Origin of the sequence: Chryseobacterium sp. JM1 (assembly GCF_000737715.1) — a bacterium.
Taxonomy (GTDB): domain Bacteria; phylum Bacteroidota; class Bacteroidia; order Flavobacteriales; family Weeksellaceae; genus Chryseobacterium.
The window spans coordinates 53,849-66,179 of sequence record NZ_JPRN01000019.1; the positions used below are offsets into that span (position 1 = coordinate 53,849).

A 12,331-nucleotide genomic window follows, 5' to 3' on the forward strand; every position below is an offset into this window, starting at 1 on the left:
TTTAAGTACAATTTAAAAAACCATTGCTTATGTCAAATATATTAGCTGGATTATTTGCACATCACAGCGATTACAAAAAGCTTGAAGCCGATCTGGAAAATTCAGGATTTGAAAATTCAGATTACATAGTATATCTTAACAACGGCTCTGAAACCTCTCAGTACCTGGCGAGTGTTGCGGTAAAAGATAATAACCAAACTGATGGCGCCCGGAATATTTTTAGCCAAAATTCAGTACTGAAGACCTATTTATTCGAGAATATGGGTATTGGGCAGGCGAACTATGATAATCTCAAAAGATTTATCGATGCCAGAAACAGAGCCGAAATCCATAACAGCCCCGATGTGAAAATAAAGGCATCAAGCAGCGGCATGGATTCAGAAGTGAAATTCTGACAAAAACATAAAATCTAATAACCGGAAATCCGCGGAGCGTTCTGCGGATTTTTTATGCGTGAAAAGTTTAAAAAATTTCGTATTTTCGTTTAAATATAGGCATTAGCACAAATGAGTTACGATTTAGAACAGGAAAATAAAGAGATCCTTGCCCGGTATAAGGATTTGATTTCTAATACATACAGAACTCTGGATGAGGAAAATAACAAGCTCATCCGGAAGGCATTCGATATTGCATTGGATGCTCACAAGGATCAAAGGAGAAAATCCGGCGAACCTTACATCTACCACCCCATTGCCGTTGCTAAAATTGTAGCAACCGAGATTGGTCTGGGAGCTACTTCCATTGCCTGTGCCCTGCTGCACGATGTAGTAGAGGATTCGGACTACACCTATGAAGATCTGAAAAAGATTTTTGGAGAAAAGATCGCCAACATTGTGAACGGGCTCACGAAGATCTCCATCATGAATCATCAGAACATTTCGGTACAGTCTGAAAATTACAGAAAACTCTTACTGACGCTTTCAGAAGATTTCAGAGTGATTCTGATCAAAATTGCCGACCGCCTTCACAATATGCGAACGCTGGAAAGCATGGCTCCGGATAAGCAGAAAAAAATTGCTTCGGAGACTGTGTATATTTACGCTCCCATGGCACACCGTCTGGGTCTGTACAATATCAAATCAGAGCTTGAAGATCTTTCATTAAAATATAACAATCCCGAAGTTTACAACGAGATCACGGAGAAATTGGAATCTGCCAAAGAAAACCGTGAACGATATATTGAGGAGTTTAAAACCGAAGTTTCGGAGAGATTAAAAGAAGAAGGTTTAAACTTTAATATCAAAGGCCGCGCAAAAGCCATTTCCTCCATTTACAGGAAAATGCTGAAGCAAGGGGTTTCTTTTGAGGAAGTTTTTGACAATTATGCGATCAGGATTATTTACAAATCGGATGCAAAAAATGAAAAATTTCTTGCCTGGAAGATCTACTCTATCGTAACCGACGTTTATCACAGTAATCCTTCAAGAATGAGGGACTGGATCACACAGCCCCGTTCTACAGGGTATGAAAGTCTCCATTTGACAGTTCTCGGTCCGGATAAAAAATGGATCGAAGTACAGATCCGTTCGGAAAGGATGAATGAGATCGCAGAAAAAGGGGTTGCCGCACACTACAAATACAAAGAAGGCTACAAACAGAGCTCCGAAGACCGTAATTTCGAAAGATGGGTAACGGAGATACGCGAAGTTCTTGAACAGCAGCAGAACCTTTCTACTTCTGAACTTTTAGATAATATTAAGCTCAATTTATATTCTAAGGAAGTATTTGTATTTACGCCAAAAGGGGAAATTAAAATCCTTCCCACCAATGCTACGGCGCTGGATTTTGCTTTTTCCGTTCACTCTGACCTTGGGATGAAATGTCTTGGGGCAAAGATCAACGGAAAGCTGGTTCCTATTTCCTATGTGCTTCAAAATGGTGATCAGATCGACATTCTGTCTTCTCAAAACCAGAAACCAAAGTCTGACTGGCTGGAATTTGTGGTTACCTCCAAAGCGAAGTCGAAGATCAAAAGTTATCTGAATTCTCAGAAAAACCAGCTGGTAGAAGAAGGAAAAGAAATTCTTCAGAGAAAGCTGCGTCATGCGAAGATCAATTTTAATGATGAAGAGGTCAACAAACTTCAGAAATTCTTTAATTTAAAAACCTCTCAGGAACTTTTCCTTAAATTCCAAAGCAATGAACTGGATGTCAGCAGCCTGAGAAAATATATCGAAAGTAAAAACGTATTCAACAATTTACTTTCCAGATTCAGAAAATCGCCACCGAAAAATGTGCACTATGAGGAGCCGAAAGAGCAAAACCTCGACATGATTATTTTCGGAAAAGATGAAGAAAAGCTGAATTATAGCTATGCAAAATGCTGTACGGTAATTCCCGGAGATAAAATTTTCGGATTTATTACCATTTCTGATGGTATTAAAGTTCACAGTGACAACTGTCCAAATGCCATCAACCTGAGAGCCCAGTACGATTACCGTGTGATCCCTGCCAAATGGGTGAATGCGGAAAGCTTCAAGAACAGAGTGAAGATCGAAATTGAAGGTCTCGACAGAATGGGAATGATCAACGATATTACCACCGTGATCAGTGGAAGTATGGGAATGGATATGAAAAGTATGTCCATAGAATCCAACAACGGCATTTTTACCGGGAATATTAATCTCGAAGTGAAAAATAAAGGCCAGTTGGAAGAAACATTTAAAAAACTTAAAAATATTGACGGCGTTTCAAGAGTGAGACGAGTACAATCATAAGCATGAATTTATCTCTATATTTTAAAAAATTTTTCAGCAGTAATCAGGCATCAGGAATTATCCTTATTTTTTGTGTACTGGTTTCATTATTAATCGCTAATTCGTCTGCCGGTGAAGGTTTCCAGAACTTTTTAGATAAAGAAGTAGGTACTTCACTGTTCCATCTTACCTATCCGGTCAGCATCTGGATCAATGACGGCCTTATGGCTGTTTTCTTCCTGCTGGTAGGGCTGGAAATCAAAAGAGAAATGGTGGAAGGAGAACTTTCTTCTTTTAAAAACGCTTCACTGCCCATTTTTGCAGCTGTAGGCGGAATGCTGGTTCCTGCGGTGATCTATACCTTTTTCAATGCCGGGACGGATTACAGCAGCGGCTGGGGAATTCCTATGGCCACGGACATTGCTTTCTCACTGGCGATCATTTCAATGCTTGGGAAAAAGATCCCGAATTCAATTAAAATATTCCTTGCTGCACTGGCCATTGTAGATGATCTGGGTGCGATTCTGGTGATTGCTGTTTTTTATACAGAACAAATTCACTGGACGTATCTTCTGTTGTCTTTTGGAACGGCAGCTTTATTATTTTTACTAAACTTTTTAAAGGTTACACGCCTTGTTTTTTATATCATTCCGGGATTGTTTTTATGGTACTTCCTGCATCATTCAGGGATTCATGCGACTATAGCAGGGGTTTTACTTGCCTTCTCCATTCCTACGAATGTTTCGAATGTAGACATTTCTCCTCTTGAAAAACTGGAGCATAAGCTTCATTTTCCGGTAAGTTTTCTGATCATGCCGATATTCGCCTTAACGAATACCAATATTGCGTTTACCAGTGAAATGGTAGCAGGAGTTACGAGTACATTAGGGATGGGAATTATCTGCGGTTTGATTTTAGGAAAACTGATCGGGATCAATCTGTTCTCGTTTATTGCGATTAAACTAAAACTCAGTTCCCTGCCTCAAAACAGTACGTGGCCACAGATGGCTGGTGTCGGACTTCTCGCGGGAATAGGATTTACAATGTCTATTTTTATTGCCCTTCTTTCCTTTAAAGATGATATTCCGATTCAGGATGAGGCTAAATTTGCCATTCTGATCGCTTCTTTTCTAGCGGCAGTTTTAGGATTTGTGATCTTAAGTATGAGTTCGAAGGAAGACGTGAATGCTGTAGAGAATTAATCTTTTTTCTTCTCTTCCAGCTTTCTCCGGTGCTCTTCGTCGCTTTCCAGATTCGGTTCTGTAATTGCGCTGTGGAAATGAACTGCTTCTCTTTTAATTTCATCGGAAAGCAGTTTTTCTATCCTCAGCTTTCTCAGGGCCATATTCAGTTCATTTCCGAACAGAAGTAAATAGACATTAACATTCACCCAAACCATCAGAAGAATCATACTTCCAATGGATCCGTAAAGGACGTTGTAACGGGCAATATCTTTAACGTAGATAGCGAAAATAAAAGTAGTCAGAACGAAGAGAACCGTCGTTAAAATAGCACCCGGAACCGCCTGTCTGAATCTCGCAATTTTCACAGTACCCAACCAGTAGAAAAGGGTTAGAAGAATGAAATAAAAGAGCGGAAAAGAAACAAATCCAATAATTTTAGAAAGGTTATTCACCAGCCAGGAAATATCATAGGCCGGCGTAAAAAGTTTCATAACAACCTCCACGTAATACACTCCGAAAAGCGCCAGAAATACAATGGTAATAAAACCAATTGTAATAAAGAAGGAAAGAATAAATTCCTTTACATCCGTGAGTTTCTCGTCTGAATTTTCATTAAATCCGTTGATGAGAGAAAAAGTTCCGTTCGTTGCAAAAACTAGTGCCAGTACGATCGTCAGATTGCTGATCCCTTTCATATTCGGGATGATATTGGTTTCAATATATCCTCTTACATCGCCTTCCATATTGGATGGAAAAACATTGTGCATCAGCACTTCAAAAATATAAAACTGAAGCTTATCATAGTGCGGCATATAGGGCAAAACAGAAAGCAAAAAGAGTAAAAAGGGAAAAAGACTGATGGTAAAACTCCAGGAAATGGCCGCCGCCTTTCTCCCGATATTCCCTTTGAAGATTCCGGAAATATAGATCTGAAACATCTGCCAAAGCGATATTCCGAGAACAGGAATATGTATGCCGTCAAAAAACTCTTGAATTTTCAAGATAAATCTGGGAATTTTAATACTCATCTATTTGGTGTATTTCACTTCATATAGCAACGAATTTTATCTCCTTTAACAGAGAAGCATCAGCTGTTTCACATAAGTCTTTGTACAAATATAAACATTTTCCTTATCCTTATTCCAATACGTGGCACGCTAAAAAATAGCAATTATCCAACAGATCAATCCTTCCACGTTTATCCTTTAAAACAGAAAGATGTAAAATGAAAGAATTTAAATAGTAAATGATTGATGCATTGGAAAAACCGAAATATGCAGGTTTTCCAATTTTAACGTTTTCAGTCTCGCTTTGATGCATCTCTCCCATTTTCCAACACAAAAATGGTATCTTTGCCTTTTGAAACCCTTTATACATGCGAATCAGCTTACTTTGTATCGGAAAAACAGATGACAAGGAGATCACTTCCCTAATCGGCTATTATCTGACCAGACTTCCCAAACACTGGAATTTTGAGATCACAGAAATTCCTGATGTGAAAAATGCAAAAAACCTTTCTCCTGATCTTTTGAAGAAGGAAGAATCTAAGCTGTTCTTAAATTATATTGACAAAAACGAGCTTGTCATCATTCTTGATGAAAAAGGAAAACAGTTCACCAGCCGTGAATTTGCCCAAAAAATTGATACCTGGATGAATTCTTCGGTTAAAAAGGTTCATATCCTGATCGGTGGTGCTTACGGCTTTTCTGAAGAGATTTATAACAGGGCCAACGAAAAAATGTCATTATCTAAAATGACATTCACGCATCAGATGATCCGTTTATTTATTGTGGAGCAGCTTTACCGTGCGGACCAGATCCTGCAGGGAAAACCTTATCATAACGACTGATTTTTTCTTAGCAAGACCAGAAACTAAAGTATTACTTACAAGTATTGACAATTTCTATTTCATTATTATTTTCTAATAAATATTTCTTTTGCCTTATATCGTAATCATTTTTCTCATTACGTCCTATTTCTTTCCCGTTAATTACATAAGTAGTAGTTTCACTATTAATGTTTTCATAAACTATTGAAGGTTGTTTTTTATATTTTTCATAATAAGCGAACCATTTTTCAGGAGACAACTTTATAGGCTTAGGTAGCCCGAAGCTTCTGTATTGAAGATCATTAGTCTCTTTTATTATTGCTTTTATATGAAAATCATATTCGCCTTTGTTATCAGATATAGATAATATTAATCCTGGCAAACCATGAAATTTATATGGCCCGTCTGAGATCGGGATTTCTGTTGTATACCATGCTGTCCATTTCCTGCCTCCGAAATTTAATGTAGCTTTCTTACAGGTATATCCAAAATAATTTTTCGGTTCATCTTGTTCCATCTTCCAATTCATTTTGCAGTTAAAATTAATATGAAATGATGTCACAAAAAATTTTTCTTCCTGTGTAAGGCTATCATTCGAAAGGTTTTTAAAAATTATTTTTTTAAATTTTGATTTATCTCTTGCTTCCGGAAATCTCAGATTACCTTTTTGGGTTCCCTCAATAAATTTTTTAACAACAGAAGATTTCAAAGAATCATCTCTGAAATTTTCATACCCGCTAAAAAATGATTTTGACTGATTGATAATTAAAACTCCCAAATCGTTCACCAAAGTTTTATTTTCTATAGACGGTTTCCAAGCTAAATCATAAATAACTTTATAATTTTGGGAAAACAGAACATTGGAAATCAGTAATAAGATTAGTAGTTTAAACTTTTTCATCATCGTAATAATTAAAATAATAGGCTGTAAGGTTCCAGATAATCATTATTGAGGCAAAAAAATACAGGTTAAAAAGTACTATTATGCCTACATGCATTCCAATAGTTAAAAATAACCATACTTTCCTGGTACGATTTATATTAATAAATACCGGATAAAGTATTTCTATTATTAAGGTTATCCATCCCAATATAATATAAACTATGGGATTATCTGTTATAGAATTCAGTTCAATATATCTTGTAAAATTCGGCAAATGGGATGCTTTCCAGATTGATTCTCCATTCCACCAATTGAATCCCAATATTTTATCAAAACCTGAAAAAAAATAAGAGATACATAAATGCCACTGAATGGTTCTTTTGAAAATAGTAAAATCTCTTTTTTTTGTATTTAATTGAGAAAATTTGATATCTGAAGGAAAGAAAATAATATAAAATAAAGACATACTTTCAAAATAGTCTGCTCCATAGGAAAACTGTATGCCTGACTTAACAACGGATATCTGAAGAAAAAGTAAAAGCAAAGCGGAAACCCTGCTGTAAAAACCTAAAATGATACAAATGCATAAAGCAACAAAAGTACCTTTAAAAATAAGTAGCGAAGAATTATAGGTGAAATACTTTTCTAAAAATAATAATATATCTGTTGTGGTAACATATTTTGTGCCTTCAAAAGCTCTGTTAAGCTCAATCGGGATAATGCTGTTCTTCCCATATAACAAATCAAAATCCTGCCAGTAAGAAATAAAATGCAACAGGATCACCATTCCTATGGAAACCCTGAAAAATAAGATAAACTCCGGATTATAGAAAATTTCCTTCAGTTTAAATTTTTCCTGTACGCTATCTAACACTGTCTATTGGTATTAAATTAATCCTCTTATCAGAACTATAAAGCCTCGGAAAATCATAAAGATAGACTTTTGTCTCACAATCATTTATATTATGTTTTTTTCTAAATGATGCATTTATTTGTTTCAGTACTGCTTTATTGTAGCTTATTTTTTCCTTATTTTTTGGAGACCATCCATTTTTGATATTCTCTAAAAAAATACCGTTTGCATTTAGAAATCTTAATTTCCCTTCTCTGGTCTGTAAGAAACCAGAACTTACAAAAGATCCTTCATTATATTTTGTAAGAATAATGAAATCACTGGAAACATTGGGTGCAAAGAAGCCATACCCGGTGTTAAAGCCTGTATAATACCAAAAATAATGGCCTATATCATTGACATCTGCTATTTTTTTTGTTGCCTCATTTCTTTCATAATCATAAAAGGTACAAAAGCCTTCAGTGGTTGAGCTTATCCCGTTTATGATCAATTTTGTAATGATTATCACAAATAGGGTTATATTAATATATTTCATTGTATAAGTTGTAAAAAAAGTTCCTCACATAAAAATGCAAGGAACTTACATATCTTACAAATCTTGAACTATCTGTTATATTTGTCAATGATCCTTTGTAATTGTGCTTGTTGTACGGGCACATCAGGGTGGTTTAAAGATTTGGTTTTGCATTCATTGCTTATACCCTGTGTATCACAGAATGTCCATCCAACCACTAATTCGCCTAGTTTTTTCAAATCAGCTTCAGAGATTTTGCTGGTGTCTTTAATTAAAATAGTTTTTCCATCACTTTCAATTACTTTTTCTTTGTCGCCTGTAAAAGACATTAACATAAGTGATAAAACACCTGCGCTTAAAAAGATTATTTTTTTCATGACATATTAATTTATTTTGTTCCTTTGGTCTTGAACGTTAAAATGACCCTATACAAATTTTATCGTGTTCGCATAATCTCACTATCTGTTGATTTTTTTTAAAGGTTCAAAAGAAAACCCGAGAATCACAATTAGTACTAATAATGGATATTATAACGACACAAACATATTTAACAAATATGAAATAAAGTATGATTTAAATCACACTTTATTGAATTCGTTACCAAATTTTTTTATGCCTCACTAAAGTTTCTCTGGAAATTGACAGAAACGAAGCTAAAATTTTATCATTTAATTTAAATACAAGATCAGGAAAGTGTTCCTTAAAGTATTTCATTTTAAGGGAAATATCAACAATATTGCTGAGCTGAAGTTTTTTCATATGCATATTACTATATTCTTCAAGCACTTTGATATAAATCTTTTTAAAATTTTCAGATGAATTTAACAGTGAATCAAAATTATTCTTTGTAATGAATAGTAAAAATGAATCTGTAAGGCTTTCTATTATTTCCTGATTGATATTCTGATCCCTGAATCCAACAATATCCGTTAAAAAGTTACCCTCCCAGGCTATCATCCTGGTCACCTCGTTTCCTTTGTCATTAATGGAGTATGCTCTTATAAATCCTTCTATTACAAAGAAAAGTTTATTACACGAAGAATTTTGTCCCACTAATATTTCTTTTTTCTTAGTTTTTTGAAATATAAATTTAGCTGCTATGTCTACTTCATCTTCCCTGGAAATTTCTCCATAATTCTTTAATAATTTAATTAATTTTTCATGTGTCATCATTAGTTTTTCGTATATATTGGTTGTATTAAAATTTATTCAGGTATCATACTTCTAATTGTTTATTGATTTAATAGTATCTATAGTGCAGTATAAAAATTATTCAAATTATTTAAAAAAATAAAATTCTGATTATTAATATATAAATTACACATAGTTTTGAGCTAAACTACAAATTAATTCTTAAAGAAGTGACTAAAACATCTGAATTTGAAAATTTAATAATTTAATTTTTCAAACCAAAATATTTGATTCACAATTAATTATCCCTAGTGCTTTAATAGAGTTCAACTCCATAAATTCTGAATAGAGATTGTAAAGAAAAGGATTTGAAAATGTATTAAAATAGAAGGTATACTTATAACAAAAGACATCAAAATTATTTCCGTTTATTGAAAATGCGAGCTAATCACAAAGACTAAAGTCCCAATTGATCAATTCAAAAAACAGAAAGATCGAAGTGTTTTTCTATCAATATGTTGTTTATTTATGACAGGAAGTCATTATACTCAACTCGAAGAGTTTAATACAAGAATTTTGGCTAAAATTATACCACTCACAAGTATTTAAAATCTCAATAAATTTATTTTTAAAGAGATCCTGCGGGAAAAGCCTTATCATAATGATTAAAACTTTTCTGGGTTTCAGAATGAATATCTAAACTTTTAACCCAATCTGCCTTTTCGCTTCGCCAATCACAAAAGCAACGGAATTGGCAATATTAAAGCTTCGGATCAGTTTTGACATCGGAATGGTGAGATGATTCCCGAAATGATCCAGAACTTCTTTACTCAAACCTACACTTTCCTTACCGAACACCAGCCAGTCGCCATCCTGAAATTCATTTTCCAGATAGGATTTTTCAGCATGTGAACTCATTAAGAAAACGCGGGATGGATCTGGAATACATTTAATCCACTCCTCCACATTTGCATATTCCGTAACATCAAGATGCACCCAATAATCCAAACCGGAACGTTTCAGGTTTTTATCATTGATGACAAATCCAAATGGGTGAACCAGGTGTAATTTACTTTCTGTCCCTACACATAATCGTCCTATGTTACCTGTATTGTTGGGTATTTCGGGTTCTACAAGAACAATATTCAACATCTATATATCTTTCTTTATTAGGGTTAAAAATTAGTAGGAACTATTAATTTATTTTGGTTTTGCAACACACTTAGCATAATAATCTGCTAAAATAGCCTTTTCATAGCCTAAATTGACGGCACGGTCCAGGTTTTCACATGCCTCTTTGGGTTTTGCCGTATCAAATAAAATCAAAGCTTTGGTTACGTAAGAATGGGCAAATTTCGGATCAATGGAAATGGCTTTATTGACATCTGTGAGGGCTTCTTTAGACTTTTTCATTTTGAAATAAACGTCTGCTCTTCCATTGTAGAGAAGTGATTCCGGTTTTTCAGAGATCAGCTGATTGTAATCTTTTAAAGCGCCGTCCAGATCTCCGTTATTTTTTTTCAGATTAGCCAGTCCTGTTTTGGCATAAATATTATCGGGAGCAAAGGTTAAAATTTGCTTCAGATCATTTAAAGCAAGATCTTTTTTTCCCTGACTGTCATAAATTTTGGAACGGGTAAGATAAAATTCAGGATTCTCAGCATCGATGGAGAGGCCTTTTGCAATGTATTCCAGTGCTTTGGTTTTGTTTCCTTTCTGGCTGTTTAATGAAGCGAGATTAGCATACACCGGAGCCGACAAAGGATTAGCCTTTAAAGCTGAATCATACGATCTCAAAGCCAGTGTAGTTTTTCCCAGTCTTCTTTGGGCTGTCCCCAGACTGTTGTAATATTCAGACTGATATTTCTGAATCTGCTCTTTCTCTGCCAGTTTGGTGTATTGTTCTTCAGCGCATTTATAGTCTGCTTTTTTGAAGCATTCTTCGGCTGTTTTTTTGTCCTGTGCGTAAAGGCTGAATGAGGAGCATATGAATGCTGTCAGTAATAAAGTTTTTTTCATGAAGTTATAGTTTGTTTGTTGATGACTTTTTTGGCGAGTACTCCAAATATCACTCCCAATAAAGATCCAACAAACGCCCCCACCAAAATATCTATCGGGAAATGAACTCCTAAATATATTCGGCTGTAAGAAACTACTACAGCCCATACAAATATAGCATATGGAAACCAATTGAGCTTCTTTTTCAATAAAATACTTAAATAAGCTGCCAGAAAGAAGGTATTGGACGCATGGGCAGAATAAAACCCGTACTGTCCGCCGCACTTCACAATCCTCATATAATGTTCCAGACTCGGATCATGGCAGGGCCGCAGCCTGGCCACTCCATATTTGAAAACACTGGCCAGCTGATCTGAAACCGTAGCTCCAAGTCCAATGAATATAAGAATGAAAACTAAAGACTTTAGTTTATAGTTTTTGTATAAAAAGTATAGAAATATAATATAAAGCGGTACCCAGATCCATGTGCTGGAAATCAGCATCCACAGCTGGTCGAAGGAAGTATCGCCCAAATTATTAAGGTATAGAAAAACCTTTTTGTCCTCCTGAATGATTTCCTCCATGAATTATCTGCTTACAGGCCCTTCGTAGGTTTCGTCGTCGGCAGGCTTTAATTTGGGAGGTTCATTAGTAGTCGAAGGTTCCGTTACGATATCTTTTTCAATATCCTTCATGGGATTGAAGTCTTTTGCCGCATCTTTTACCTTCTCTATTTCACGCTTGATCTCAGAAACCGGATTATCAGTTTCTTTCATGATCTCAGTTTTAATGTCTTCCACTGCACCGCGCATCTTTCTAACGCCCGCCCCTAAGTCACGCGCTATCTGAGGAAGTTTATCCGGACCGAATAATACAACAATCGCCACTGCGATCAATGCCATTTCTCCAATGCTTAATTCCATGGGGTAAAATTACGAAAGTTTATACTATATATTTACAGTAAACTAAAATTTTAAACAAATTTTAAGATTTTGGGTGTGAGGTGCGGGTTTTGAGTTGGAGAGTTTATGAGTATGAGGGTTTGAGAGTATGAGGGTAAATTGGGTTTATAGGTGATGGTGGCTTCGAGTTCCTCCTTTAGATTAGCAGAGGATAAAAGTTACTAACTTTAGAGAAAGAGAAAGCATTTAATTAAACTAAGAGTGCCTCCGAATAAGATTCATGGGCTGATAAAGAATTAAATGCTTTATTCATTTAAAACTCAAATAGAAATACGGGATTAA

General features: G+C 35.2%; 14 protein-coding genes. 4 read left to right on the top strand and 10 right to left on the bottom strand.

All coding sequences use genetic code 11. The annotated features are described in order from the left end of the window. The first annotated feature begins 29 nt into the window (after window positions 1-29). The 3 genes from IW22_RS21595 (at window position 30) to nhaA (ending at window position 3,898) form a co-directional block, all read left to right on the top strand. Window positions 30-395 carry a hypothetical protein gene (locus IW22_RS21595; RefSeq protein ID WP_034731133.1) on the top strand — a complete coding sequence of 122 codons (366 nt, stop codon included), beginning with the start codon at window positions 30-32 and terminating at the stop codon, window positions 393-395. A gap of 111 nt (window positions 396-506) precedes the next feature. Next, a complete protein-coding gene (locus IW22_RS21600) occupies window positions 507-2,717 on the top strand; it encodes a RelA/SpoT family protein (protein WP_034731136.1) in 2,211 nt (736 codons plus the stop codon). Window positions 2,718-2,719: 2 nt separating this feature from the next. After that, window positions 2,720-3,898 (top strand): Na+/H+ antiporter NhaA, encoded by a 1,179-nt coding sequence (gene nhaA / locus IW22_RS21605; protein ID WP_034731141.1) that lies wholly within the window; start codon window positions 2,720-2,722, stop codon window positions 3,896-3,898. Here the strand turns inward: nhaA and IW22_RS21610 are convergent. Continuing rightward, complete coding sequence (locus IW22_RS21610) at window positions 3,895-4,908, bottom strand: YihY/virulence factor BrkB family protein (RefSeq protein ID WP_034731144.1); 1,014 nt, start codon at window positions 4,906-4,908, stop codon at window positions 3,895-3,897. The genes nhaA and IW22_RS21610 overlap by 4 nt on opposite strands. Before the next feature lie 347 nt (window positions 4,909-5,255). Here IW22_RS21610 and IW22_RS21620 point away from each other — a divergent pair, with 347 nt between their 5' ends. Then, window positions 5,256-5,729 (top strand): 23S rRNA (pseudouridine(1915)-N(3))-methyltransferase RlmH, encoded by a 474-nt coding sequence (locus tag IW22_RS21620; protein WP_034731155.1) that lies wholly within the window; start codon window positions 5,256-5,258, stop codon window positions 5,727-5,729. A gap of 31 nt (window positions 5,730-5,760) precedes the next feature. Here IW22_RS21620 and IW22_RS21625 read toward each other — a convergent pair whose 3' ends face one another. The 9 genes from IW22_RS21625 to IW22_RS21665 form a co-directional block, all read right to left on the bottom strand. Continuing rightward, the gene (locus tag IW22_RS21625) at window positions 5,761-6,609 is read right to left on the bottom strand and encodes a GLPGLI family protein (protein ID WP_034731160.1); all 849 of its coding nucleotides are present in this window, start codon (window positions 6,607-6,609) and stop codon (window positions 5,761-5,763) included. Beyond that, window positions 6,596-7,465, bottom strand: coding sequence for an HTTM domain-containing protein (locus IW22_RS21630; protein WP_034731163.1), 870 nt, complete (start codon window positions 7,463-7,465; stop codon window positions 6,596-6,598). Before IW22_RS21630 ends, IW22_RS21625 begins: the two co-directional genes overlap by 14 nt. Then, window positions 7,455-7,979, bottom strand: a complete 525-nt coding sequence (locus IW22_RS21635) for a hypothetical protein (protein ID WP_034731165.1) — start codon at window positions 7,977-7,979, stop codon at window positions 7,455-7,457. Before IW22_RS21635 ends, IW22_RS21630 begins: the two co-directional genes overlap by 11 nt. Window positions 7,980-8,047: 68 nt before the next feature. Then, complete coding sequence (locus IW22_RS21640) at window positions 8,048-8,335, bottom strand: hypothetical protein (RefSeq protein WP_131401777.1); 288 nt, start codon at window positions 8,333-8,335, stop codon at window positions 8,048-8,050. 220 nt (window positions 8,336-8,555) lie between these two features. Beyond that, window positions 8,556-9,131 (bottom strand): Crp/Fnr family transcriptional regulator, encoded by a 576-nt coding sequence (locus IW22_RS21645; protein ID WP_034731170.1) that lies wholly within the window; start codon window positions 9,129-9,131, stop codon window positions 8,556-8,558. A 654-nt stretch (window positions 9,132-9,785) separates the two neighbouring features. Next, the gene (locus IW22_RS21650) at window positions 9,786-10,241 is read right to left on the bottom strand and encodes a tRNA (cytidine(34)-2'-O)-methyltransferase (RefSeq protein ID WP_034731172.1); all 456 of its coding nucleotides are present in this window, start codon (window positions 10,239-10,241) and stop codon (window positions 9,786-9,788) included. 48 nt (window positions 10,242-10,289) lie between these two features. Further along, complete coding sequence (locus tag IW22_RS21655; protein WP_034731174.1) at window positions 10,290-11,108, bottom strand: tetratricopeptide repeat protein; 819 nt, start codon at window positions 11,106-11,108, stop codon at window positions 10,290-10,292. Continuing rightward, window positions 11,105-11,671: a phosphatase PAP2 family protein gene (locus tag IW22_RS21660; RefSeq protein ID WP_034731178.1), complete on the bottom strand. Its 567-nt coding sequence runs from the start codon at window positions 11,669-11,671 to the stop codon at window positions 11,105-11,107. The genes IW22_RS21655 and IW22_RS21660 overlap by 4 nt, the downstream gene beginning before the upstream one ends. Before the next feature lie 3 nt (window positions 11,672-11,674). Continuing rightward, a complete protein-coding gene (locus IW22_RS21665; protein ID WP_034731181.1) occupies window positions 11,675-12,010 on the bottom strand; it encodes a twin-arginine translocase TatA/TatE family subunit in 336 nt (111 codons plus the stop codon). Window positions 12,011-12,331: the final 321 nt, after the last annotated feature.